Annotated in this window: 24 protein-coding genes and 4 pseudogenes; 11 read left to right on the forward strand and 17 right to left on the reverse strand. The window is 68.2% G+C overall.

Annotated features, from left to right (window positions below):
- Window positions 1-14: 14 nt before the first annotated feature.
- A complete protein-coding gene (locus tag OG828_RS00565; protein WP_319668554.1) occupies window positions 15-329 on the reverse strand; it encodes a winged helix-turn-helix domain-containing protein in 315 nt (104 codons plus the stop codon).
- Complete coding sequence (locus tag OG828_RS00570) at window positions 326-811, reverse strand: hypothetical protein (protein WP_328505062.1); 486 nt, start codon at window positions 809-811, stop codon at window positions 326-328. The genes OG828_RS00565 and OG828_RS00570 overlap by 4 nt, the downstream gene beginning before the upstream one ends.
- Before the next feature lie 153 nt (window positions 812-964).
- On the opposite strand from OG828_RS00570, the pseudogene OG828_RS00575 reads away from it, so the two are divergent.
- Window positions 965-1,444, forward strand: a pseudogene (locus tag OG828_RS00575) (winged helix-turn-helix domain-containing protein); the annotation flags it as partial.
- Between the two features lie 19 nt (window positions 1,445-1,463).
- On the opposite strand, the pseudogene OG828_RS00580 reads toward OG828_RS00575, so the two are convergent.
- The 3 genes and pseudogenes from OG828_RS00580 to OG828_RS00590 all read right to left on the reverse strand — a co-directional run.
- Window positions 1,464-1,852: pseudogene (locus tag OG828_RS00580) on the reverse strand (IS5 family transposase); the annotation flags it as partial.
- 645 nt (window positions 1,853-2,497) lie between these two features.
- Window positions 2,498-3,172, reverse strand: a complete 675-nt coding sequence (locus tag OG828_RS00585) for a hypothetical protein (protein ID WP_328499680.1) — start codon at window positions 3,170-3,172, stop codon at window positions 2,498-2,500.
- A gap of 181 nt (window positions 3,173-3,353) precedes the next feature.
- Window positions 3,354-3,803 (reverse strand): hypothetical protein, encoded by a 450-nt coding sequence (locus tag OG828_RS00590; RefSeq protein ID WP_328499681.1) that lies wholly within the window; start codon window positions 3,801-3,803, stop codon window positions 3,354-3,356.
- An 834-nt stretch (window positions 3,804-4,637) separates the two neighbouring features.
- On the opposite strand from OG828_RS00590, the gene OG828_RS00595 reads away from it, so the two are divergent.
- From OG828_RS00595 to OG828_RS00610, 4 genes and pseudogenes are all read left to right on the forward strand, one after another.
- Entirely contained in the window at window positions 4,638-5,879 is a 1,242-nt protein-coding gene (locus OG828_RS00595) for an IS256 family transposase (protein ID WP_328351705.1), read from the forward strand.
- Between the two features lie 131 nt (window positions 5,880-6,010).
- A pseudogene (locus OG828_RS00600) lies at window positions 6,011-6,702 on the forward strand (IS5 family transposase); the annotation flags it as partial.
- A gap of 704 nt (window positions 6,703-7,406) precedes the next feature.
- Window positions 7,407-7,529, forward strand: a pseudogene (locus OG828_RS00605) (IS5/IS1182 family transposase); the annotation flags it as partial.
- Between the two features lie 316 nt (window positions 7,530-7,845).
- On the forward strand, window positions 7,846-8,496 hold the full coding sequence (locus OG828_RS00610) for a hypothetical protein (RefSeq protein WP_328504772.1): 651 nt from the start codon (window positions 7,846-7,848) through the stop codon (window positions 8,494-8,496).
- 6 nt (window positions 8,497-8,502) lie between these two features.
- Here the strand turns inward: OG828_RS00610 and OG828_RS00615 are convergent, their stop codons facing one another.
- Both OG828_RS00615 and OG828_RS00620 read right to left on the reverse strand, forming a co-directional pair.
- Entirely contained in the window at window positions 8,503-8,721 is a 219-nt protein-coding gene (locus OG828_RS00615; protein ID WP_328499682.1) for a hypothetical protein, read from the reverse strand.
- Window positions 8,722-8,738: 17 nt separating this feature from the next.
- Window positions 8,739-9,179 carry a VOC family protein gene (locus OG828_RS00620; protein WP_328499683.1) on the reverse strand — a complete coding sequence of 147 codons (441 nt, stop codon included), beginning with the start codon at window positions 9,177-9,179 and terminating at the stop codon, window positions 8,739-8,741.
- A gap of 43 nt (window positions 9,180-9,222) precedes the next feature.
- Between OG828_RS00620 and OG828_RS00625 the strand changes: the two genes are divergently transcribed.
- Window positions 9,223-9,354: a hypothetical protein gene (locus OG828_RS00625; protein ID WP_328499684.1), complete on the forward strand. Its 132-nt coding sequence runs from the start codon at window positions 9,223-9,225 to the stop codon at window positions 9,352-9,354.
- A 436-nt stretch (window positions 9,355-9,790) separates the two neighbouring features.
- Here OG828_RS00625 and OG828_RS00630 read toward each other — a convergent pair whose 3' ends face one another.
- The gene (locus OG828_RS00630; protein ID WP_328499685.1) at window positions 9,791-10,735 is read right to left on the reverse strand and encodes a LysR family transcriptional regulator; all 945 of its coding nucleotides are present in this window, start codon (window positions 10,733-10,735) and stop codon (window positions 9,791-9,793) included.
- A 290-nt stretch (window positions 10,736-11,025) separates the two neighbouring features.
- On the opposite strand from OG828_RS00630, the gene OG828_RS00635 reads away from it, so the two are divergent.
- Entirely contained in the window at window positions 11,026-11,331 is a 306-nt protein-coding gene (locus OG828_RS00635) for a DUF6355 family natural product biosynthesis protein (protein WP_328499686.1), read from the forward strand.
- A 188-nt stretch (window positions 11,332-11,519) separates the two neighbouring features.
- Entirely contained in the window at window positions 11,520-11,894 is a 375-nt protein-coding gene (locus OG828_RS00640; protein WP_328499687.1) for a peptidase inhibitor family I36 protein, read from the forward strand.
- 129 nt (window positions 11,895-12,023) lie between these two features.
- Here OG828_RS00640 and OG828_RS00645 read toward each other — a convergent pair whose 3' ends face one another.
- The 4 genes from OG828_RS00645 to OG828_RS00660 form a co-directional block, all read right to left on the reverse strand.
- Window positions 12,024-12,395: a fic family toxin-antitoxin system, toxin component gene (locus OG828_RS00645; protein ID WP_328499688.1), complete on the reverse strand. Its 372-nt coding sequence runs from the start codon at window positions 12,393-12,395 to the stop codon at window positions 12,024-12,026.
- Entirely contained in the window at window positions 12,392-12,649 is a 258-nt protein-coding gene (locus OG828_RS00650) for a hypothetical protein (RefSeq protein WP_307841093.1), read from the reverse strand. The genes OG828_RS00645 and OG828_RS00650 overlap by 4 nt, the downstream gene beginning before the upstream one ends.
- 502 nt (window positions 12,650-13,151) lie before the next feature.
- A complete protein-coding gene (locus OG828_RS00655; RefSeq protein ID WP_328499689.1) occupies window positions 13,152-13,367 on the reverse strand; it encodes a hypothetical protein in 216 nt (71 codons plus the stop codon).
- Window positions 13,368-13,831: 464 nt separating this feature from the next.
- Window positions 13,832-14,524: a PASTA domain-containing protein gene (locus OG828_RS00660; protein WP_328499690.1), complete on the reverse strand. Its 693-nt coding sequence runs from the start codon at window positions 14,522-14,524 to the stop codon at window positions 13,832-13,834.
- Window positions 14,525-15,396: 872 nt separating this feature from the next.
- On the opposite strand from OG828_RS00660, the gene OG828_RS00665 reads away from it, so the two are divergent.
- A complete protein-coding gene (locus tag OG828_RS00665) occupies window positions 15,397-15,918 on the forward strand; it encodes a hypothetical protein (RefSeq protein ID WP_328499691.1) in 522 nt (173 codons plus the stop codon).
- Between the two features lie 152 nt (window positions 15,919-16,070).
- Here OG828_RS00665 and OG828_RS00670 read toward each other — a convergent pair whose 3' ends face one another.
- Window positions 16,071-18,953, reverse strand: coding sequence for an ATP-binding protein (locus OG828_RS00670; protein ID WP_328499692.1), 2,883 nt, complete (start codon window positions 18,951-18,953; stop codon window positions 16,071-16,073).
- Between the two features lie 88 nt (window positions 18,954-19,041).
- On the opposite strand from OG828_RS00670, the gene OG828_RS00675 reads away from it, so the two are divergent.
- Window positions 19,042-19,245 carry a hypothetical protein gene (locus tag OG828_RS00675; protein WP_328499693.1) on the forward strand — a complete coding sequence of 68 codons (204 nt, stop codon included), beginning with the start codon at window positions 19,042-19,044 and terminating at the stop codon, window positions 19,243-19,245.
- Between the two features lie 51 nt (window positions 19,246-19,296).
- Here the strand turns inward: OG828_RS00675 and OG828_RS00680 are convergent, their stop codons facing one another.
- The 4 genes from OG828_RS00680 to OG828_RS00695 form a co-directional block, all read right to left on the reverse strand.
- Window positions 19,297-19,425 (reverse strand): hypothetical protein, encoded by a 129-nt coding sequence (locus OG828_RS00680; protein ID WP_328499694.1) that lies wholly within the window; start codon window positions 19,423-19,425, stop codon window positions 19,297-19,299.
- Window positions 19,426-19,429: 4 nt separating this feature from the next.
- Window positions 19,430-20,242 (reverse strand): nucleoside 2-deoxyribosyltransferase domain-containing protein, encoded by an 813-nt coding sequence (locus OG828_RS00685; protein WP_328499695.1) that lies wholly within the window; start codon window positions 20,240-20,242, stop codon window positions 19,430-19,432.
- A 217-nt stretch (window positions 20,243-20,459) separates the two neighbouring features.
- Complete coding sequence (locus tag OG828_RS00690) at window positions 20,460-20,762, reverse strand: hypothetical protein (RefSeq protein ID WP_328499696.1); 303 nt, start codon at window positions 20,760-20,762, stop codon at window positions 20,460-20,462.
- Complete coding sequence (locus OG828_RS00695; RefSeq protein WP_328499697.1) at window positions 20,759-21,274, reverse strand: 2'-5' RNA ligase family protein; 516 nt, start codon at window positions 21,272-21,274, stop codon at window positions 20,759-20,761. The genes OG828_RS00690 and OG828_RS00695 overlap by 4 nt, the downstream gene beginning before the upstream one ends.
- Window positions 21,275-21,625: 351 nt before the next feature.
- Here OG828_RS00695 and OG828_RS00700 point away from each other — a divergent pair, with 351 nt between their 5' ends.
- Window positions 21,626-22,309 carry a hypothetical protein gene (locus OG828_RS00700; protein WP_328499698.1) on the forward strand — a complete coding sequence of 228 codons (684 nt, stop codon included), beginning with the start codon at window positions 21,626-21,628 and terminating at the stop codon, window positions 22,307-22,309.
- Window positions 22,310-22,509: the final 200 nt, after the last annotated feature.

The following is a 22,509-nucleotide window of genomic DNA, read 5'->3' on the forward strand; positions in this document are numbered from 1 at the left end:
CTTCCTTGCGCCTCTCAGGTCGAGGGGAGCACTGACGCGCCCGCCTTGGCGACGATCTCCTGCAGAGCCGCGACGTGCTGGTCGAAGGCCGCCCGGCCGACGCTGGTGAGCCTCGCCGACGTGCGCGGCCGCTTTCCGACGAAACCCTTACGGATCTCGATGTAGCCGGCGCCCTCAAGCGTCGTGAGCTGTTTCGACAGGGCGGAGTCCGACAGGCCGGCGCTGTCGCGCAGGAACTGGAAGTCCGCCCACTCGGTGGCCGCGAGCAGGGAGACGAGCGAGAGCCGGGTGGGTGCGTGGATCAGCTCGTCGAACTTGGGCGTGATCACCGTCGGCTCCCGGACCGGTTCGCGAGCATGAGGCCCTGACGGTACCGCGTGTACGTCGGTCCACCGACGACAAGGATCACGGCGGTGATCGAGGCACCAATGGTCGCGGCGTACGAAACCCCGGACGCCTTCAGGATGAGCGTTGCCGCCAGCGATACGCCGACGATGACCGCCGCGAAGGCTAGGTCCGCGGCCATGATACGGGGGCCGAACAGGCTGTTGTGGGGCTGGGCGCTACGGACCGAGCGCAACGCCACCAACCCAACTGTGGTGAGCACACCGGCCACGAACAAGGCGGTGGCCATCCCCTGGACGAGACCACCTTGGGTGGTGTCGACGACCGCTGCGAACGCGACCATCAGGAAGGCGATGGCCCCCCAGAACCAGCGGGGAAGGCTGGCCATCCGGATGATCTGCTCCTGCCGCTGGTCGATCTCGGTGAGCGCGCGCGCGGCCTCTTCCGGCCGTACCTGGTCAGTCATTTGCCCTCCTCGCAGTACTTTCCTGCAAGGAAAGTAGCGTGGAGTTTCCCAACCGGCAAGTACTTTCCCAGCAGGCATCGCTGCCGTTACTGAGCTCTTCGGATTGTTGTCGGGGGCAGTGACGTGTGGTGATCCCTGCGGTAGGCCCGTGGTATGCGGTACGCACAGGGTGGTGGGCTGACCGCGGAGCGGCGGCGGTTTCGCGAGCGGATCCGGTTCGAGGCTGGTGAGCAGTTCGCTCGTGGTGAGAGAACCGCGGTGATCGCGAAGGACCTGCGGGTAAGTGAGCGGTCGGTGGAACGCTGGCGTCGCGCCTGGCGGCAGGGCGGGATGGCCGCGCTCGCCTCCGCTGGACCGCCGAAACTGCCCCGGCTGACCGATGAGCAGTTCGCCGAGTTGGAGAAAGAGCTGGCGCGGGGGCCGGCCGTGCACGGCTGGGAAGACCGGCGCTGGACCCTGGCCAGGATCAGAGTGCTGATCGCCCGGAAGTTCAGGCTGGACTGCTCGTCGGCGGCGGTGTGGCGGCTGCTGCACCGGCACGGCTGGTCCTGGCAATCTCCCGCCCGCAGAGCCCTCGAGCGTGACGAGCAGGCTGTGGGCCTGTGGAAGAAGGATGTGTGGCCGCACGCGGAATGACTGCGGCGGCGCTGGGCGCGCGGTCGACCGGGCTGGGGCCGCTTTTGGGCCCCTGCGTGCGGCCCGGACGTGGGAGGAGTCGATCACCGCCCGCGACCAGTCCAGCTGGTTCTTCGAGCGCAGCTTGTTCAGCAGTAGCTGGTGCAGTTGGTCCCAGACGCCGGCCTCGTTCCAGGCCGCCAGGCGGCGCCAGCACGTCATGCCCGAGCCGAAGCCCAGTTCCTGCGGGAGGTACTCCCACTGGATGCCGGTGTGCAGGACGAACAAGATCCCGCACAGGGCTTGACGATCGGGCACTCGAGGTCTGCCCTCGACCTGCTTCGGGGGCGGCTCGGGCAGCAACGGCTTGATGAGCGACCACAGTTCATCCGACACGATCCAGGGTCGTGACTGACGCTTCCCCATGCCCACATCAACGAACGATCAAGCGGACAGTCACATGAACAACCCGCTTTTGTTAGAGCCAGTAAGCGCGTCTGGAGGCGCGGGCGCTCTCGTGATCTCGTTGGGCACTGAGGACGGCGCGCTGATCGGTGCATCGTCAGGACACCGCCCACGCGCACGGACCGGCAGCCCGGCTCCGCGGCGGAGGGGGCAGGCCGAGCGGTGGTGTGCCCGCTCCCTGGCCACCGGCACGTCCGTGGCTTTGCACGCTCACCCGCCGCCTGCACGAGGGGAGTCCCGGCAGGCGCGGTAACCAATTCGGCTCCACACTGAAGGCTGTGACCGTCCCTCACGAAACGCCCCGGGACCGAAGCCGCCGGGAAGGGGGAACGTTCACTCCGACTACGCGTCTTTCCCGCAGCCTCCAGCGAGATCCGGTCCGAGAACGCGACATCCAGTCACCTGGGAGGCGCTGTGCCCCTCATAGCTCTGTGCCTGCCCGCGCTGATGATGGCTTTGATGCTTGCGATGGGGATGCTCGAGGACGTCGTGCTCCGCGGCCCACCGTCTCCTCCGGAAGAGACGGAGCGTCCTGAGGCCACTGCACACGAGCCCGGGCCTTGAGTCGTAGGACTCGCTGGACCCTGACAACTCCACAGACTCCGTTCACTGGACTGACCGGGAATGCTCACCGGATGCCTGGCCGGAATCTGGTGCTGGTGCAGCAAGTCCGAGGGCGTCCCTGCGTGTGGCGACGTCATCGAACTGTTGGATGAGTTCCCTGACACGGTGTTGCGTGGTGGCTTGCGTGCCGATCTGGCTCTGCGCGCGGAGGAGTTCACCGTAGATGGCTCCGTACCTTCCGCAGAGCATGATGGATTCCTCGGCGCGGTCGTGCAGGCCAGTTGCGTAGGGCGCGGCGATGGTCACCGCGGCGAGGCAGGCCAGTGCGGAAATCACTACCTGTGCTCTGAAGCGGGAACCGTCGGCGATGACCGGCCAGGCGGCGAGCCCTGTGATGATGCTGAGTGTGGCCCCAGCGATGTGGTACACGCGCGCCCTGTGCAGCAGACGAACCGATTCTCTCGGCGTTCGTTTCACCCAGTAACGAGCACGTACGGCGCTGCTGTCGAGCTGGCGCAGGATCGTGCCGTCGACATGCTGTACAGCGGCACGACTCTTCTGTTGTCTGACAAACGTCAACAGCACATTAATCACTCCCGTACTCGTCCGGTAGTGATTCCACAGTGCCGTCAGTTGATCGCGCTTTTCCAATGCAACGCGCCGGTTCCCGGGTAATGGACGCTCCCAGCCGCCGATCAGCTGTATGCCCGCGTGCATTTGCGGTCACTGCGGGGTGGGCGCATAGTGTGAAACGAGCCAGCTGGGTGTTTTCAGCTGAAGGAAGTACTGTGCGCCGGAGCCCCGGCCCGATTACGGCGGGCCGGGGCTCCTGGTGACGCATCGGTGGGACGGTCACATCCCGCGGCGCCTACTTCGGGGTCGGTCGCTGCGCGGTCCCTTAGTTGTCGATCACGCGGAAGCTGCCATCGCCAGTTCCGTCACCAACTCCGAAGCTGGAGTCACCAGGCAGGACCACGGCGACGGGGTTGCCATTGTTGCAGTTGGTCCCGTCGAAGAACTCAACGACCCTGTCGGTGTCGTTGGCGATGTTGAAGGTGCCGGTGGCGAGGGTGTTCAGGTTGGTCACGCTGACGCAGGCTCCCGGGTCGTCCGAGTACGTCCGCTCGTTGATCTGGATCTTGCCGTCGTCCTTCTTGTGCCCGTCGTGGTCCTTCTTGTAGCCGTCGTCCTTCCAGTCGTGGTCGCCGCCGCCACCGAGGGGGGCCGAGGCAGGACGGGCGGACGAGGCGGACTGGGGGGAGTCCGCGGAGGCGTAGGTAACGCCGGTGACAGTCACGGCCACGGCAGCCGCAGAGGCTGCGATCAGGGCGACGGTACGCGTCTGCATATCAGTTTTCTCCTTCTTGCAGGGAAATCGGCTGATCTGCCGATCTGGAAATGAACCTACGGACGTCAATTTCCGACGGCATCTCGAAGATCACTAACGTGTGACGCGCAGCCGCCAACCGGACGCACGCGAAAGCACCTGACGAGCAGTCCGAACTTCCCTGATACCTCGTCAAATAGCTGCAATTGCAGGAAGTTTGGCGAGGAGATTAAGCCAAGCCGGTGAAAGAACCGGCGGCCCTTCACCCTGTCGGAACATCGGAAGCATGTCGGACGTTGACACCACCTCAGAATCATCACCTGACTGCTTGTCAAGGACGGCAGGCTGCCTCGCGAGTCTCACCGAGGCTGAGGACTGGCAGGAGGGCCCCGATCAGCTCTGATGCGATGCACTGACAGGCGGGGGGTGCCGGTCCGGACTGCGAGGGGAAACTGCACTCCCGCCACCCGTCGCGCCGCCAGGCCATGGGCACACTGGCCGCTGGCGTCGCGGGTCCTGGAGCGGGAGGGAGGCCGTTGCGGCGCCGCGGCGGACCGCTCGCGCCGGCCAGGGACGAGCATGCACGCCGACCGCGCCGATCACCGGGGACAGGCTCGGCTCAGCGTCCGTCGCACGCTCCCCGTTCCGGGACAGCAGCAGCGCAAACGGCCATACGGCCGTCAGTACCGAGCTGCCAGATCGTGTCCCGTGAAGTGGTGTAGCCGAGCCGTGGTCCGGAACGCGCGGTGTCCGCCCCGGGGCGTGCATCCGCTGACCGTGCGTGCTCCCTGAACAAGGGCAGGCCATCGCGCAAGTCTCCCTGGTGAACGGGCAGTTCAACCGGAGGAGCACGCGATGGCCTTGTCCCAGTCTGAGCTCATGCGGCTGCTTGAGTCACTACATCGGGCGGATGGAGTTGAAGCAATCAGGGTGGCGTGCGAGCGCATCCTGCAGGAGCTCATCGAGGCCGAGGCCACCGAGACAATCGGTGCGGCCCCGGGCGAGCACACGGCGACGCGCACCACTTGGCGCAACGGGCACCGTGAGCGTCTGCTGACCACGCAGGCCGGCGACCTGGACCTGAAGATCCCGAAACTGCGGACCGGGTCGTTCTTCCCCTCCCTGCTGGAACGCCGGCGCCGGATCGACCGGGCGCTGTTTGCCGTGGTGATGGAGGCATACGTGCACGGAGTGTCGACTCGCTCGGTCGATGACCTGGTCAAGGCACTCGGCGCGGACTCCGGGATCTCCAAGTCCGAGGTCTCCCGCATCTGCGGCGAACTGGACGAGGAACTGACCGCGTTCAAGGAACGGCCGCTGGATCACACCGTCTTCCCCTACGTATTTCTGGACGCCACGTACTGCAAGGCGAGGGTGAATCACCGGATCGCCTCGCAGGCCGTGGTCATCGCCACCGGGATCTCTGCCACCGGGCACCGCGAGATCCTCGGCCTGATGGTCGGCGACAGTGAGTCGAAGCCGTTCTGGACCAAGTTCCTGCGCTCACTGCGGGCCCGTGGCCTGGAGAACGTCCAGCTGGTCATCTCCGACAGCCACAGCGGGCTGGTGGCCGCGATCCGCACCGTCTTCCTGGGTGCGGCGTGGCAACGCTGCCGGGTTCACTTCGTCCGGGACGTGTTCTCGGTGATCGAGAGGGGCTCCGGGGAGATGGTCGCCGCCACCATCCGCACCGTCTTCGCCCAGACCACCGGCGAGCAGGTCCGCACCCAGCTCAACGTGGTAGCCGACATGCTCGGACGGCAGTTCCCGCAGGTCAAGAAGATGCTGCTGGAGGCGGCGACGGACATCACGGCGTTCGCTGACTTCCCGCCGGCGCACTGGAAGAAGATCTGGTCGACCAACCCGCTGGAACGGCTGAACCGGGAGATCAAACGACGGGCCGATGTCGTCCAGGTCTTCCCCAACCCCGCAGCCCTGGACCGACTCGCCGCTGCGGTCCTGGCCGAACTCCACGACGAGTGGCAGGTCTTCGACCGCCGCTACCTCTCCGAAGCCTCCATGGCCGATCTCCTCACCACGCCGACCCCGCCCGAACCGCAGATCACGTCGCAACCGGAATCGAAACAGCTGCCGTGACTACACCACTCAGCGGGACATGACCAGCTGCCAGGCGCAAGATGCCGCCCGCGCCTCCAGACGCGCTTACTGGCTCTAACAAAAGCGGGTTGTTCATGTGACTGTCCGCTTGATCGTTCGTTGATGTGGGCATGGGGAAGCGTCAGTCACGACCCTGGATCGTGTCGGATGAACTGTGGTCGCTCATCAAGCCGTTGCTGCCCGAGCCGCCCCCGAAGCAGGTCGAGGGCAGACCTCGAGTGCCCGATCGTCAAGCCCTGTGCGGGATCTTGTTCGTCCTGCACACCGGCATCCAGTGGGAGTACCTCCCGCAGGAACTGGGCTTCGGCTCGGGCATGACGTGCTGGCGCCGCCTGGCGGCCTGGAACGAGGCCGGCGTGTGGGGCCAACTGCACCAGCTACTGCTGAACAAGCTGCGCTCGAAGAACCAGCTGGACTGGTCGCGGGCGGTGATCGACTCTTCCCACGTCCGGGCCGCACGCAGGGGCCCAAAAGCGGCCCCAGCCCGGTCGACCGCGCACGCCCGGGCAGCAAACACCACATCATCACCGACGGCCAAGGGATCCCGCTCGCGGTGTCTCTGACCGGCGGAAACCGCAACGATGTCACACAACTACTGCCCCTGTTGGACAAGATCCCGGCAGTGGCCGGAGTCGTCGGTCGGCCGCGCAGACGGCCGGACATGCTCTTCGCCGACCGCGGCTACGACCACGACAAGTACCGACGGCTCTTGCGGCAGCGCGGCATCACGCCCGCGATCGCCGAGCGTGGCCAGCCGCACGGGACGGGACTGGGCACCTTCCGCTGGGTCGTTGAGCGGACGATGTGCGCCACGAGGCGCTCTGTTGTATTCCCGGCTCAGCCGGGAGGAACTCGGAAGGAGGTTCCTGGGCCCGATGACTTACCTGGATCCGAAAGGTGAAGGGGACAACAGCATGTCAGCAAACCAGCAACTGGGCTCAGTTGTCAGAGACGGTGTGCTGGGGAGGCCCGCGCGATATGGCGAAGACTGGATTGTTTGAAGCCCAATCTCCAGCAGATGCAAGTTCTCATCCGCCGGAAGGACAGCTGAAACCGGTGCCGCACTCTGCACGGGGTTCGATCGTGCCCTCGTGCACCTCCGGCGTGCGGAGCGATGCCCAGCGAGGACATTCAAGGAGATGAGTGGGACGCCTACGTCGCGCTAGAACGTACAGACAGAGACGAACGTGGGATCGCCTACGGGACGCGAGTCCTATGGCGACGGAGGCCCCGTAGTAGTCGCCGGAGTAACGACCGGCCGGGGAGGACGGGAAAGCCGTCCACAGGGCGAAGGGGGCCAGGTGACTCGGACACTCAGACCCGGGAGGTATGCGAAATGCAGATCGCCGCAACGGCGTTGTGTGTCCTGCGCGAGCAGCCTGAATCGCTCACGCTGTCGTCACTGGAGAGCCGGATGATCGGGAAACCATCACGTCCGGTTCGGCGGGAGGCCGCGCGGAAAAGGACCTGCCACGGCAGACACCTCGCCGCGCGGCCGACCCGTCCTCCTGGCTGCACGGTTTCCGCCGCTTACGGATCCGCTGGGAACGACGCGACGACATCCACGAGGCCTTTCTCGGACTTGCCGTCTGCCTGATCACCCACCGGCACGTCCAGAGGCTTTGTTAGGGCCAGTAAGGCCTGGCATCACAACCGGGAGACCGACGATGCGTTCTGGCAAGTGCCCCAGCCCCGTGTACGAACCGGCCCTGCGGTAGGGCCAGGCAGGTACCAGACCCGCTGCTTTGAGGCTGGCCCCGGGCAGAGGGCATCACGCGAGAGGAACAACCGGCTCCGCCTGTCCGTACTATCTCAACACCAGGCACCTTGCGGCAGCAACGGCGCCCCTGCAGCGCCGCCAGCACAAACCAAGAGGATGCGGCACGGCATGAAGCCGTCCCGCAGAGCCTGTACCACGGCCGCAAGCCGAGAAAGGGTCAACACCATGTCCGAGAGCACGACCACCACCACTGAACTGACATCGCACTACATCGCCCAGGTGACCGGCGACCTTGAGCGCAACCTCAAGGAGCAGGAACGCATCGGTGCGGAAATCACCGCCCTGCAGCAGCAACTGTCCGCCCTGCAGCAGGACCACACCGTGCTGGTGAACATGCAACAGGCACTCGGCATCCCGGAAGCACCGGCTGAGCCCGCGGCCGCGCCCGAGAGCGCCGCAGTGCCCTCTCCCCGGAAGAAGACCGACGCCGGGCAGATTGGCAAGCCGAAAGCCAGGAGGACCACGGCCGCGCAGGGAAGCCCGACGGCCAGGAAGTCCGCCGCCAAGAAGCCCCCGGTCAAGGCTGCGGCCGCCGCGAAGACAACACAGCCCACCCTGGTGGAACTCATCCGACGCCACCTCACCGAGCAGGGCGAACCGCGCTCCGCGGTGGAAATTTCCACCGCGCTCAGCCAGGCCCATCCCGAGCGCGGAATCAAGCCCAAGGTCGTGCGCGTCACCCTCGAAGGGCTCGTGGCCAAGAGCCTGGCTCAGCGCACTAAGCAGGGCCGCTCGGTCTTCTACACCTCCCCCGAGGCACCGGAGCCGACAGCTGCGCTTCCGGCCGAGGAGCAGCCCGAAGGCGCCGACCGCTGAAGCCACTCAGCAGCCGCACCCCATCCGGCTGCTGGGCCCGCAGGACGCGGTGCCCGGCTGCGACGCAGCACCCTTGAGCGCAGGCCGAATCGTCTCGATCACAACTGGTCTCCCGTTTCCTGTTTCGGTGCGAAAGCGCGGCGTAGGCAGGCGGGTCACGTCACGGGCCAGCAGCTCCCAGCTGATCGGACGGTTCAGAACCTCGATGATCTCGTTCAGCTGCATGGCTCGGTTCCTCCTTCTCAGCGCAGTTGCTCGGCCAGTCCGACGATGATGCCCTCCGGGCCGCGGACGTAGCAGAGCAGATAGCTGTCCTCGAACCGGGCGATCTCGCCGACGAGTTCGGCGCCGTGCGGGCGCAGGCGGGCAACGGTGTCCTTGAGGTCGTCGACGGCGAACATGACACGGTGCGTGCCCGCAATGTTGTGCGGCCGGTTGCGCGGCCCGGCGCTGATCACCGCGGGGCTGCGGTACTTCGCCAGCTCGAGTCGGCTGTGACCGTCCGGGGTCCGGACCATCGCAATGTCACAGCGGACGCCGTCGAGTCCGGTGCACTGGTCGGCGACTGGGCCCTCGACCTCCGCCCTGCCCTCCAGCTCCATACCGAGTTCCACGAAGAACGCGATGGCGGCATCCATGTCCTCGACGACGATGCCGACGTTGTCCATCCGCTGAATCGCCATGCCGGTTCCTCCTTCTTCCTCGTGCGGCCGATGGTGGCCGCTGATGTCCCTGGGACGGAGCCGGTGGCACGTTCTCGACATCCGCAGACCGCCGATGCGCTGCTTCCTAGACCTGCGTCAGGAACTCGACTCCGGACACCAGACGGAGGGCGACCTTGACCCGGTGACCGGCTGACCAGCCGTGGACGCCGCTAGAGACGGAATGGTCGGAGGTTCCCCTCTCGCCCGACACGGCCCGACCAAGACCGGTCCGGTCATCGGTCACCCGGGCGGCCGATGGGCAAGGTGGAAGGCATAGTGCGTGACGTGAACACTGCCAGAGCTGATGCTGACCACCTCCCGGTTGAACAGCAGCACGTGGCTGCCAGCAGGAGAGGCGGCAATGCCCTTGCGGAGGGAGCCCCCGTACTGCCGGTTGAGGAGTCCGCGCGAGGTGAAGTCGCCGTGAGAGCAGGACCACCGCGATGCCTGATTCGTCGACTGTTCGCCTCCGCCGCTGGGCCATCCCGCCGGCACAACGCTAGACGCGGGCACTGACAACAGGGCGGTGCCGGCCCGGCCAGTGCCGCCTTCAGGGTGCCCTGTCCCGAAGCACCGGAGTGTGCGGCGGGTCAGTGGCCAGGGTGCTGGGAGTACGTACGGGCGGCGTACCGGGCGGCGGTGATGGTGGGCGCGTTACGGCGGGCGGCGAGCCAGGCCAACGACGAGGCGGACGGGGACAGTCCGGCGACGTCCACGTACCGGACGCCGGGGCGGGGGAAGAAGTCACGGGCGGCGGCGGGGAGGAAGCACATGGCCTCGCCGGCGGCCACGGTGTGGAGCAGCGCTTCCATGTCGGGGACGACCGGCCCGTACTTCACGGGGCTGCCGTCGGGGCGTGGGTCCACCGCCCAGAAGTCCCGCCACACCCGAGGTAATCGCGGTGGCATGCGGACCACGGGACGGTCGGCGAGCTGCTCCAGCGCGACCCGCGGCAGGGCGGCCAGGGGGTCGTCGGCGGGCAGGCAGGCCACCCGTGGTTCGGAGGCCAGGTGATGGGTCTCGATACCGTCCGGAACGGGCGGGCGCAGGAAGACCACATCGACTTCCTGACGGAAGAGTGCATCGATGTGGTCGACGAAGTTCGGAGTGACCACCTGGATCTCCATCCCGGGTTGCCGTTCCTTCAGAATCCGCAGGACGGCCCGCGTGTGCGGCATGGCGGCCTCGGCCCCGATGGTTCCCACGGTGAGCCTGGCGGAGAGCTGACGGGACTGCGCACCGGCGACACGGCGGAGCCGGTCGATGCCCGCGACGGCCTTCCGGGCTTCGGGAATCAGCGCCTCTCCGGCCGTGGTGAGTTCGACCGTGCGACTGGTACGGCGGAAGAGTTGCACCTCCAGCCGCTTCTCCAGGTCGCGGATCTGCTGGCTGAGAGCGGACTGGGAGATGAACACGCGCGCCGCGGCGCGGCCGAAGTGCAGCTCCTCGCCCAGCGTCAGAAACAGCCGTAACTGGTGAACGCTGGGTTCCGCGGCGCCCACGAGCCTCGCTCTGGCCCCCCTGCCTGGCGCCATAACGTCCTCCTTATCGTGTGGCGAGGAATCTCCATGATCGAACCCGCTGACAACCATGGCCCCCTCCTGCATCCTTCTGATGTCGCCCGAAACGCCGGAGGAACCGGCGGACACGGGCGATGTCCTTGCAATGTCCGCACGACGGCAACAGGCACTGTCTGCCGGGCATCTCGCATGTCGCACGTGTTCCTCCGGCACCCCGTGCCCCGGCCTCGACACCGGTGCTCGCCACAGGAGAAGAGCATCACCAGCTGGACATCGTTCCGTTGGACCAGTCGTCAAGGAGTTTCATGGGTAAGAAAGTCAGCAGTCCGCTGCGCATCGCCGCGGCCGTCGTCAGCGCCGTTGCCCTCGCCGGCACGGCGCTCACCTCAACCGCCCAGGCCGCGCCCGCGGGAGACGTCTCCGCCATGGCATGCGGCTACTACGAGGCGGGGGGCACCGCCTACTACGGCCACTGCGGCACCAATCGCATCATCATCGAGATCGATCTGGACTGGACCACGACCGAACGCTACCAATGCGTCGGACCGGGTGAGACCAACCTCGGCAGTACCGACGACATCGACTTCGCCCACTACGTCGGGGACTGCTGACACACAACGGCAGTCCGCCAAGGCGGTCGACACCGCCATATGACACAGCGGAAACACCGCGGTGCCATATGCATCACCGCACGTGCGGACCGGGGAGGCGGGCAGGCCGACGCAGGCCGCCCGCCTCCCCCACCCGGCCGCACAGCACGACCACCACCGACCACGGCAACAGGTTTCGAGGACCAGTCATGCGCGTTCGTACTGTGAGCATCGCCGCCGTCTCCGCCGCCGTCGCGGCGGTCTTCGCTTCCGCGCCCAGCGCCTCGGCCGAACCGGACCCGCCGGGCTGCCCCCGGGGCTATTTCTGTGCCTGGCAGGGTCCGGACCGCACAGGCCCCATGGTGGTGCGGACCGCGGGGAACTGGAGCGGGTGGGCGTACTACCAGTCGTTCTTCAACAACGGCTACCCGTCCCCCGGTTACGACCACGTCGACATCCACTACGACTGGCAGGGGCTGCAGGACAAGTTCTGCGTCCACTACAACCCCGGCCCCGGCACGTACAGCGGCAATGTCTCCCCAGGCGTCGTGATCACGGGAGTCACGTGGCGCGGGGAGTGCTGACGCGCGGCCTGACTGACGTCGCGAGGCCTCTGGTGGCGCCGTGCCGGGCAATCAGCGCGAGCGACGCCGCCACTCTCCCCCGGCCCACTGAGCCGCGGTGGCCTGAGGCGATCACCACCCGGATCGGGATCAAGGTTTCCAGGTGCGCAGGAAGGAGGTGATCCGGCCTGCGGTGCAGCGCGGGTTGTTCAGCTCGTGGGCGAGCGCAGTGAGTTGTTCGCGGGTGGGGTTGACGGGGATGTTGCTGGCCTCGAGGTACATGACGGCGACGGCGCAGGCGACGGTGAGGTTGGAGCGCTCCAGCCAGCGGCAGCGGCCCAGGGTGTGCACCAGCGCGGCGGCGCGGGCGTAGGCGCCGTCGTAGACAGGGGTGTCGAGGAGTTCGCCGCGGTGGCGGGCGACGGCAGCGATGGGGACGCCGTAGTCGTCGACGCTGGGGTCGTGGTGGCCGGCCCGTTCCGCTACTTCGAGGATCCAGGATTCGTCGACGTGCAGGATCACGCGGCGGCGCCCGACTGCGGGTCGGCGTACGGCGCGTCGAGCTGCCGCTCCAGATCGTCGAGGAATGTGCCGTGCTCGTCGATGAGGCGCTGGGCGGCCGCCATGCCGGCGGCGCGGGCGCCCGTGGTGTCCTCGATGATGAGGCGCTCCACGTACTTGTTGAAGTCGAGCCGACGGGCGTGCGCGGCGGCCTTGCCAGCCGCGAGGACGTCCTCGTCCAGCCGGACCTGTGTCTGCTTCTTCGTGGAAGTCACACCAGCATGGTAGCAGGGTGGTAGCAGTCCAGGGCGCACCGCCGGGCCGTGGAGGCAGCGATGTCCCGTACGTCTCGTCGAAGCAGTCGTAATGCTCCTGGAACCACCACTGCCCCAGCTGCAGCAGCCCGAGGGACGCGACCATGGGGGCGTGGCCGAGCGCGTTGTCCGGCGGGCCGCTCGGAGTGGGCGGCAGCGGCACCTCGGCCACGAGTGGGCACGCTGGCCGCCTCGGAGCGCCATAAACCCCGCATGCGACCGCACCCAGGAGCCGCTGGTCAGCCTGCGCGCGGCCGTGATCCTCCTACTGGCCGTCCATGTTGCCGTCTCCGCGGCAGTGCTCACCCTTCTCTCCGGCAGCCCGTGGCCCGCCGCCGTGTTATCGGCTGACCTCCACCGTGGGGTGGCCGAAAGGCCGCCGTTGCGCAGACTCCTCCGTATACCCCCACAAGCGCGGAGGGCAGAGTCGTCCAGTACGACAGCCACGAGGGGGAGTTGGATGTCACTGGACTGGAGGATCACCGTCACCACTGTGGGCGGGGTGGCCGCCACGCTGATCGGCGTGGTGACCGGCACAGTGCTCAGCAGCCGCAGCAACCGCATGCGCTGGGCACGCGACCAGCAGATCGCCGAGCAGCAACCGGTCCAGATAGCCGCTGCTCTCGGTCAACTCACCGCCGGAAAGCGCGCTGACGGTGGCATCGAGCTGTGCAGACATACGAGCAGGGTGCCGTCGTTGGGCGCGCTCCAGGCTGTCTTCTTGGCCTCCTTAGCAAGGCTGTCCGTCCACTTATCCAGCTCGCGTTTATTGATCCCGCTGCGGGCCACATTGCCCTCCTGTCGCACGTGCTTGGGCGACAGGGTACGGGTGGGCACCGACAGCCCGGCCGTCAGTGAGATTGCGGCGACGGCACGGGCATGGCCGGTGAGCCGTCAAGATGGCCAAGAGCCTCGAAGGGCTGGTCCACGGGTCACGGTGCGGGCCATCCCTGTCGAGTCAGTTCCTGCGGGCGGGACAGGCGGCGAGGGCCGTCCACAATCCGTTTGCAGCTCGTCGACACCCCGGGGCGGGCTCCGTGTCTCCGCTCCGGCGAGACGCATGCGCACCATAGGCGGCCTTACACGCCTGCGCCGGGACCGCGAGTTCCGCGGTCCCGGCGCTTGTGGAGGGCAGTTGATCCGTCACGGGCACACTTTGGGTGGCGTGGGCGTCGTGCCGATCGTGATCGACACCGAGGACCCCCGTACCAGAGGGGTACCCGCGGTGGGGTTCTGACTGCTCACCCTTTGTACGTTGTTGCAGTCGACGGCACTGCCCACGCCGCCGAGCATGTATCCCGCGTTCGACAGCGCCTGCCTGGCCTGAGCCCGGGTGTCGCCGGTCAGGTCCGGGACGAAGGTGACGCCGGTGACCGAGGCCGTGAGGGATGCCAGGTGCCTGGAAAAACCAGTGTCCGACGACAGGTCGAGCACGGTCACGTCCCAGGTGGCGGTGCCGGTGAAGCCGATGGGCACCGACCGCGAACCGCCGGCGACCGGGAAGATCTCCGTCGACGGGTTGAAGCCCGGTCCGCTGATCTGCAACGCGTTCTCGGAGGAGCAGTTCACGCCGGTGGCGCTCCACTGCACTTGGGCGTTCTGCCCGAACACCACTGGTGATGGCGCGACCGTGATCGAGGCGGTCGCAGTGAGCGCGCAGTTCAGCCCCGGGTCGTCCGCGTGCGCGGGTGTCACGGCGAAGGCGGTCGCCAGCAGCGCCACCACAACCAGCACCCCGGCCTTGGGCGACCGCGCCCACCGGCCTGCCCGCCTCCGCAGCCAGGTGGCCATCCTCCCGGGCATCTGGTGGTGTGCCACATTCGATGGTTGTTCCATGATTCCCCCTTCTTGACGTGCGCGGCGCTCCGGCTGCGGTGGATACTCCCGACCGGCCGGAGATGCACGTGGTCCACGAGTCCGTCTACCAGGCCCTCTACGTCCAAAGCCGCGGCGAACTACGCCGTGAGCCTGGCCCGCGCCCATTGAACGAATGTTCAAGGCGCCGGCCGATGCGGCCATCACCAGCGTCCCGAAGATCTTGCTGCGTGCCTTCACGATGTCCTTCTCTCTATTGGTCTGGACCGAACGGGCCGGTGGGTCTGGCCTGGGTCCATGCGCGCCGCAGGTGCGCTACGTCCGGTGGCGGCAGCCGTGGCTACGGTCGGTCTGCTGATGAGCGTTGCGCGGCGGCGGAATGGGTAGGGAATCCCGGACGATCCCGGCGGTGTGGGCATCAACGTGCCCGCCGTTCGCTGCTGGGAGCCCGATTGTGGACAGAGCCCCTGACGTCAGCCGTGGTCATGGCTGCCGGCGGCTCGGGTGGTGTGGACAGCAGTCCTTGGAACTGGCGCAGCGGCGACCGTCGGGTAGCCGAAGCGCGGGTCCGTTGCCGATGGCGAAGAGCGTGCTCAGCCAGCCATGAGGCTCGCGCCTGGCGCCGGCATGCTGGTGCGCTGAGCGGCTGCCAGGGCGGCAACGGCGTGGTGTGGGATCAGCTTCAATGCTCCTTCGAGGGTGCTCAACCAGCGACCGTTTGTGGCTGGTGCCAACCCTGAGCCAGAGCGGGCTATCAGACATCCGTGCCCGCCACGGACCCGAGGATTGCGTGGTGGCATCCGTGCTCGGCACCGATGCGCTGCACCCAGGCATGCGAGCACGCTCCTTCACGCAGATCCATCGGGGACCTGCACCCAAGAGCGTGGACACCAATGACCACAGCAACCGCCGCCGCGACGATCGACGAGGCGAAACTCGAGGCGTTCGTCGGACAGGCGGTGCTTGACATGAGGGCAGCCATCTCCCGGCTGCTGCTGCACATCGGCGACCGGCTGGGCCTTTACAAGGCGATGGCCGGCGCCGGGCCGATCACCTCGTCCGTGCTGGCGCAATGCGTCGATACCACTGAGCGCCATGTCCGTGCGTGGCTCGGCAACCAGGCAGCCAGCGGCTATGTCGTCTACAACCTGGCTGGCGGCGGCACCTATGAACCGGCGGAACAGGCCATGGTCGTCGCGAACGAAGACAGCCCGATCGTCCTCGGCAGCACCTTCGAGACCATCACGTCGTGCTACGCCGACCACGAGGTATTCGTCGACGCATTCCGCACCGGCGCGGGCGTCGGCTGGGCAGAGCATGACCGCTCCATCACCGGACGGCACGCTGTTGCTGGTCCAGCCGAACGCCGGCGACGTACTGGAGCAGAACCTGAACCCGGTCGGACGAACCTATGACGGCCCGTCCACGGTGATCTGCACGCCAGGCTCGCCGGCCCAGGAAGTCGGACTGGGACTGGGTGCGCAGGCCGGTGAACGCCGACTGGCCGCCGTGCTGCGCGAGGTCGGGTTCAGCCACGTGCGGCGGGCGACCAAGACCCCGTTCAACATCATTGTGGAGGCCAGGCCATAGCCGTCGCACCCATCCTCGCCAGCTCGGACTCGCCACGTGCTCGTTGCTCCCCGCCGAGGAAGACGAGCGCCCGGGCCCATTGGTAGCGGCAGCCGGCACCCTCCAGGGCAGCGGCCGCGGCGGTCAAACCGTCGCGGCCGACGTCTCCTGAGGCCAAGACCGCCGCTCGGTCGACGATGGCGGTGGCGATCGGGTTTCCCACCGTCACCAGGCGCGCGCGCTGTATGCGAGCGGCGGCGTCCTGGTGCCCGCTGAGGGCTGCTGCCTCGGCCCACACGGCGGCGTACCAGGTACGCCACACGCTGTCGTACCAGTCCGTCAACTGCCCCGGAGGCGTGTGCAACACCTGCACCGCCTGCTGGGGCAGACCGCGGTGCAGCAGGAGCAAGGCGTCGAAAAATTCGCCGTACCGAAGCGGTGACGGCGAGCGGCCCGGCGTCCCGAGGGCATCGATGATGTCCAGCCACACAGCACGGGCGTCGTCGTCCCCGCGCAGTCCGTGGACCGTCGCGGCCGCATACGCGGCGCTCCTGAGATTGCCCGCACGCGGCCGGCCGGCCCGGCCCCACCCCTCGCGGAAACGCTCCGCCAGCGTGATCGTCTCGTCCCAGTCGCCCGCGAGCGCCGTGACGACGAGCATCCGCCTGGTCGCCAAGTGGCCCTCCTCACGGTAGAACGGCAGGTCCCGCAGGCGCTCGGCATGTCTCCTCGCGGCTCGTAGGTCACCGGCGGCGACGGCGCAATGGTCGGCCATGCCGAACCCGTCGAAGAACTCCAACCCGGTCGTGGCCGTCACCTGCAGCGGGGCCAGCAGCTCGGTGCGCCGCATCGCGCTGGCCGCCGCGGCTCGGACCTCGCCGCGGCCCAGCTGCACCGCGGTGAGCTGGTCGAGCGCGGCGCTCTCGATCAGTGGGTCGTCGATGCGGCGGGCCAGCGTGAGCGCGCGCTCGATGAGCTCGAGGGTGGCCGGATCGGCGATCGCGCCGTTGCACGCCTCGGCGGTGAGCAGGCGCGCCTGCGCAGCCAGGTCGCTGTCGGCCAGCGTCCACGCCTCGGCGATCAGCGCCTCCACCTCTCCGGCCGCGGGCTTGGTCTCGATCAGCCCCGGGGCGCGGTTGATGAACTCGGCATTCCGGGCGAGGTCACCAGCCGCGCCAACCCGATCACCCGCTCGTATCGCTGCGTCGGCCGCAGCCCTGCGCAGCCGCAGCGCGTCGTTGCCGAAATGCCGAGACTCGGCGGCACCTGCCGCACAGCGCAAGGCGCCGGCGGCCAGCAAGTCGTCCGCGGCGAGCTCGGCCGCCTGCTCGTAGCACCGCTGCGACTCCCCGGGCATGCCCCGGGTGAAGGCCAGCTCGGCCAACCCGATCGCCAACCGGTACCCCTCGGGACGGTATTCAGTGTTGCCGGCCGCCCAGGCCAGGGCACCCCGCAACTCGTCGGCAACCCGATCGAACGCCCCTCTCCAGGAACCGGCGAGTTCGCGGGAGGTGACCTGGAGATCTGCGCTTTCATCCAGACACCAATTGAGGTGGCGCGAGAGTGCCTGGTCCGACTCGCCGGCGTCTTCGAGCCGATCTGCGCCGTACTCACAGATCGTTTCCAAGGCGCGGTAGCGAGTTCCACTCGGCTCCGCGATCGCGATCAGCAAGCTCTGGTCGGCGAGCCCGGCCAGGATGGTCGCCATGGAGCCGGCCGGCTCCGGCGGCCAACCGGCCAGAACCGTCGCCGCAGCGCCGGCGGTGAACGGGCCGGCGAAAACCGAGATCCGGCGCAGCACCGCCTGATCGGGTTGGGCCAGCAGCGCGTAACTCCAGTCGAGCGTCGCGCGCAACGAACGGTGCCGGTCATCGATCCGTGGTCCGCCGGTCAGCAGCCGCAGCCGGTTGGCCAACCCGGCTTCGAGCCCATCAAGTCCGAGCGACGCGTACCGGGCAGCGGCCAGTTCTATCGCCAGCGCCATGCCGTCCAGGCACCGGCAGACGGCGGCGATGCGCTTGTTGTCGTCGGACGTCAGCAGGCTCCCGCCGGCCGAGGCCCGCCCAACAAACAGCTCGACCGCGTCACCGGGGCCGCTGTCGTCGGCTTCGACGGACATCCCGGGCACCGCAAACACCCATTCGAAGGGCACCAGCAACCTGGCCCGGCTGGTGGCGAGCACCGCCAGCCGGGGGCTGCCGGCCAGTAGCCGTTCCAGCAGGACCACCACGCCGTCCAGCAGGTGCTCGCAGTTGTCCAGCACGAGCAGCGTTTCCCGGCCGGCCGTCCAGCCCAGGACGTTGTCCGTCGCTGAGCGGCCCGCACTCTCCCCGAGGCCCAGCGCGTCCGCAATCGCCGCCGCGATCACCAATGGGTCGACTACGGGTACCAGGTTGACGTACCAAACGCCGTCGGCGAACCGATCGTTCGCCTCAGCAGCGACGCTCAGGGCCAGGCGGGTCTTGCCGACCCCGCCCGGTCCCACAACCGTGACCAGCCGATGCTCGCGCAGCGCTTTGCTCAGCGCCGCCCGCTCGGCCACCCGCCCGACAAACGGCGTCAACGGCGAGGGCAGCGCCGCGACTGCGGCCGGCGCGCCCTCCGGATCAGAGAGCAGGTTCGCCGATACAGCAGCCAGGGCACGGCGATCGTCCACCTGTAGCTTGCGCAGCAACGAGGAGACATGACTTTCAACGGTGCGGATAGAGATGAACAACCGAGCGCCGATCTCGGCGTTGGTCAAATGTTCACCGAGTGCGGCAAGGACCTCGGCCTCACGGACCGAGATGCCTACCTCGGGAGGTGTCCTCTGATTGGCCACGTTCAGATTGTGCACGGTGGTCGGCCGGACGTGCCCCGCCAGCCGAACGAAAACCACCATCGCGAAGCCCTGAAAGCTACCGGCCGCGAGGATGACCGCAGGGGCGGCCTGACCTGGCTGCCCGGCTTTAAGTCAAGGGGGATAACTCATGCGCACTGTTGCTCGTCTGTCCGCCGGCCTGCTGGCCGCCGTGGCACTCACCATGGGCTTCGTATCCGGCGCCTCCGCAGCCGAGCCCGGCCGCACCGCACCCACCAAGCCGCTGCCCTGGGAGGCCTCCCATCTCCCCGCCAAAGCCGGAGAGTTCACCACCCTCTGCGGGGGCCTCTGCCCCGACAGGCCGTTGCCCTAAGTAGCGCCGATGCTGGCTGCAGTTGCGGCCAAGTCGACGGCGGCGTTCCTTCTATGGCGCCGCGTACGCGAGCACAGCGGCCAGGACGCCCACGGTGAGCTGCAGAGCGATCCGGAGCGGTGCGGGTGCACGGCGCCGCCACGCCCCGTTGGGCAGCGGTGTGTTGGTGGATCGGGTCATCGTGTCAGCGTCCCGTGGGTGTCGGGTGCGCGGTGGCCGGGAGCAGGGCGGTGGCGGCGCGCACGGTGGCGGGCAGGCAGTCGTGGACCTCAAGTTCGGGGCGGGCGTGGCGGAGCTGTTCGACCACGTCCAGGCGCCGCTCGTAGGCGGGGTCGGTGCCGACCGCGATCGCCGCGCCCTGGGCGGTGTGTGCTCCGAGCTCGTACAGGGCGATGGGCTGCACGGCGCCTGCGGGGAACCAGAACAGGATCACGTCGGAGGCGGCGAGGGCGGCATGTTCCCAGGCGATCTGCTCGCGCGCGGCGGCCGGTTCGTGGCCCGGGAAGGAGGAACGGCGGGGGTTGAGGATGTGCGCCGTGCTGGTGGCGAGCAGCTGGAGGGCTGCGGACAGCTGCCAGTTCCGCACGCCGGTGATCCCGCCCGCGATGAAGACCGTGGGGGCGGTGGCGGTGTAGGGGGCGGGGGCCTCGGTGTAGCGGTCGGCGTACGGGGTGAGGCCCGGGTGGTGGTCGGCGGCGATCGCGTGCACCAGGTCCCGGGTGAGGGCCTGCGCGAGGGGATCGCCGTCCGGGTAGGCGCGCAGGACTTCAGCTATGCGCCACTGCTCCGCGTCCCGTTCGGTGAGGGCCGGGCGGAGCATCTGCGTGATCGCGGCGGCCGTGATGACGCCTCCGTCGCCCAGGCGGTCCAGGCCGCCGTCCGCGCTGGCGCCGGCGGACAGGATGCGCGTGCGGTGTTCCTCGGTCGGCTCCGGTTGCCACCGGCCGTGCAGGTAGTCGGTGGCCAGGGCGTCGGCGAGGTGCTGAAGATCCGTCACGCCGCTCAGCGTACGGACCGGGCCGGGCGGGCTGTAGCCCTTCCCGGAAGCCGACGGGCGGCCGGGTGCTGCTGGCGCTGAGGTGGGTGGTCGGCGGAGGGTGATCGCATGAGTCGTGCTGGCCAACACCGGTGCCCGGCGACGTGGCGTCCCGGCAGCCCAAGCGCCCGCGCGGCGGGCTACGACTTGGTCGTTCGGGAACGGCGGCGGGTGCCGGTCAGGGAGATCCTGTGACCACCAGGGCCCCGTCTTCGGCCCTTCGGGTCTCTCTGAGTGTCAGGAGCGGAGACAGGTAGAGCAGCTCACTGCCGCGGTACAGCTTGTACTGGTACCACTTGGCCCGCTCCAGGTCGCGCCGCTGTTGCGGGTCGCCATCGGGCAGGGTGAGCTCAACGAACCCTTTGCCGCCGCGCACGACGCCCTGGGACGTGATGCTCCCGGCGATGGTCACCGTGGTGATGTCGGTAGTGACCTGGACGGTGTCACCGTGCATCGGGATGGGTCCGGGAAACGCTCTCATGCCCTCACTCCCGCGAGAGGCACTTCGGCGATCGGGTTCCACACGATGTGGGCGCCGTCGTGCCACTGTTCAACGAGGTGCAGCCGGTCCGCGACCACGGTCCCGGACAGCGGGTGCCCGATGTCCGCGAGCGCGGCCTTGAGGGTGGCCGCGTCGACGTCTTCAGCGCCGTCTGCGGTGTAGGCGAGGGAGATGTGGGGGTAGCGGCTCGGGGCGGCCTTGAAGGCGGCTCCGGTGCGGGCTGTCGCCTGGGTGAGGGTTTCCACGATCTCGTTGAACGGGCGTCCCGGCCATCCGCTGATCTCCACAGCGACGTTGCCCACGGCGGGCCGGTCGAATGTCAGGGTGAAGGGCTGCACTGTCTGGGCGTAGCTCCCGACTTCCTCGAGGAGCGCGTCCACGTCGACGCTGGTGACGCTCAGGCCGACGGCGTGCAGGACCGTGCAGTGCATCCACTGCACCGGCACGTTCTGCAGTCCCGGCGGGGCAAGTCCCTTGTTGTAGGCCCTCATTCGGAATGTCCCGTTCGGACGTGGCGACCTGCGCTTCTCTCGGCTGTCTCATTCAGGAGCCACGGCATTCTGTCTCACGATCTTGTCCCGGGGGTTCGTCTCATCCCCTGCTTCCAGATCGGCCAGGAACGGTGCAAGACTGGGGAAATTCTCAACGCAGACCGGGCAGCCGGTTCCGGCGCGCGGGCGCGGTTGCTCCGTCTGCAGTCCCGCGCCTATATCGATGCCCCTCAGCCCCCGGGCGGTTCCCTCGATTCTGCGTCACCGCGCCTCGATATTCAGTGTCTCCACCGGAGTTCGGGGCATAACTCCAAGGGAGTTCGGGGGGGGGGAGGGGGGGACGGAGGACACATGGACAGGGAGTCGCAGAGAGCCGACCGGACTGTCTGGACCGACTGGGCCGACGCGGACCTGGTGGCGGCCAACGCCGAGGGTAGGGTGACGCCTGCTCAGCGGGCGATGATCATCGGCAACTCCCGTGTCCCGCTCGTCTGGTGGCCTCTGCTGATCGTGGCCGGGTGGGTATTGATCATCGCGGGCTTCGTGCTGGCGGTGCTGGCCGTGAACGCCATGGACCACGCCGACGACCGCGGCTTCCTCGGCTCCGTCTTCGCCTTGGCCTTCGTCGTCATCTGTGTGCTCCTCCTTCCGGCGATGGTGATGGTGATGGGAGGGTTGCTGGTGGCCGAGGGCGGGAAGCGGTGCGAGAAGCGCCGTGAACACCGTGAGCTCCGTCGGTGGCGCCGCCGCAGGGCCGCCGCCCTGGCCGCTCCGCGGATCGGCGCCGCGATGGGCCGGATCGTCCAGGTGGCGGAGCAGGCCGATGAGCGGCGCGAGGCGCGGGTGGGCGAGCAGCCGGTGCCGGTGGCCGAGGGGGCGCCGCCGCTGCCGCCGCCGGGGCCCTACCGGCTCTACTGGCTGGAACCGATCAGGCGCGGCGCGGGGCCGCTGCTGCTGTCGGCGGAGCCGGTCGACAGCGAAGAAGCGGAGCCCGTCACCGAGCAGGGGGCCTCGCCCGGTATCCGGCTGGCCTAGGCGCTCGGCTTTACCCCGCAGGACCTGGCGGCCAACCGGGCGGGCCGCCTGTCGCTCCGGCAGCGCCGCCGGGAACACATCGGCGTCGGGCGTGGCACCGCGTTCTGCGGTCTCCCTTACCTCCTGGTGGCGACGATGCTCCTGTGGACCGGTTCCCTGGTGCGCGTCGGCGAGCAGGCGTGGGTGTGGTGGTGCCTGGG

It is taken from the genome of Streptomyces sp. NBC_00457 (genome assembly GCF_036014015.1).
Lineage (GTDB): Bacteria > Actinomycetota > Actinomycetes > Streptomycetales > Streptomycetaceae > Streptomyces.

Bases quoted from the DNA above. Each gene is read 5' to 3' on its own strand.
- OG828_RS00570 (WP_328505062.1), bottom strand. From the start codon at position 811: ATGACTGACCAGGTACGGCCGGAAGAGGCCGCGCGCGCGCTCACCGAG.
- OG828_RS00585 (WP_328499680.1), bottom strand. From the start codon at position 3,172: ATGCACGCGGGCATACAGCTGATCGGCGGCTGGGAGCGTCCATTACCC.
- OG828_RS00590 (WP_328499681.1), bottom strand. From the start codon at position 3,803: ATGCAGACGCGTACCGTCGCCCTGATCGCAGCCTCTGCGGCTGCCGTG.
- OG828_RS00595 (WP_328351705.1), top strand. From the start codon at position 4,638: ATGGCCTTGTCCCAGTCTGAGCTCATGCGGCTGCTTGAGTCACTACAT.
- OG828_RS00610 (WP_328504772.1), top strand. From the start codon at position 7,846: ATGTCCGAGAGCACGACCACCACCACTGAACTGACATCGCACTACATC.
- OG828_RS00615 (WP_328499682.1), bottom strand. From the start codon at position 8,721: ATGCAGCTGAACGAGATCATCGAGGTTCTGAACCGTCCGATCAGCTGG.
- OG828_RS00620 (WP_328499683.1), bottom strand. From the start codon at position 9,179: ATGGCGATTCAGCGGATGGACAACGTCGGCATCGTCGTCGAGGACATG.
- OG828_RS00625 (WP_328499684.1), top strand. From the start codon at position 9,223: ATGTCCCTGGGACGGAGCCGGTGGCACGTTCTCGACATCCGCAGACCG.
- OG828_RS00630 (WP_328499685.1), bottom strand. From the start codon at position 10,735: ATGGCGCCAGGCAGGGGGGCCAGAGCGAGGCTCGTGGGCGCCGCGGAA.
- OG828_RS00635 (WP_328499686.1), top strand. From the start codon at position 11,026: ATGGGTAAGAAAGTCAGCAGTCCGCTGCGCATCGCCGCGGCCGTCGTC.
- OG828_RS00640 (WP_328499687.1), top strand. From the start codon at position 11,520: ATGCGCGTTCGTACTGTGAGCATCGCCGCCGTCTCCGCCGCCGTCGCG.
- OG828_RS00655 (WP_328499689.1), bottom strand. From the start codon at position 13,367: ATGTCTGCACAGCTCGATGCCACCGTCAGCGCGCTTTCCGGCGGTGAG.
- OG828_RS00660 (WP_328499690.1), bottom strand. From the start codon at position 14,524: ATGGAACAACCATCGAATGTGGCACACCACCAGATGCCCGGGAGGATG.
- OG828_RS00665 (WP_328499691.1), top strand. From the start codon at position 15,397: ATGACCACAGCAACCGCCGCCGCGACGATCGACGAGGCGAAACTCGAG.
- OG828_RS00670 (WP_328499692.1), bottom strand. From the start codon at position 18,953: ATGGTGGTTTTCGTTCGGCTGGCGGGGCACGTCCGGCCGACCACCGTG.
- OG828_RS00675 (WP_328499693.1), top strand. From the start codon at position 19,042: ATGCGCACTGTTGCTCGTCTGTCCGCCGGCCTGCTGGCCGCCGTGGCA.
- OG828_RS00680 (WP_328499694.1), bottom strand. From the start codon at position 19,425: ATGACCCGATCCACCAACACACCGCTGCCCAACGGGGCGTGGCGGCGC.
- OG828_RS00690 (WP_328499696.1), bottom strand. From the start codon at position 20,762: ATGAGAGCGTTTCCCGGACCCATCCCGATGCACGGTGACACCGTCCAG.
- OG828_RS00695 (WP_328499697.1), bottom strand. From the start codon at position 21,274: ATGAGGGCCTACAACAAGGGACTTGCCCCGCCGGGACTGCAGAACGTG.
- OG828_RS00700 (WP_328499698.1), top strand. From the start codon at position 21,626: ATGGACAGGGAGTCGCAGAGAGCCGACCGGACTGTCTGGACCGACTGG.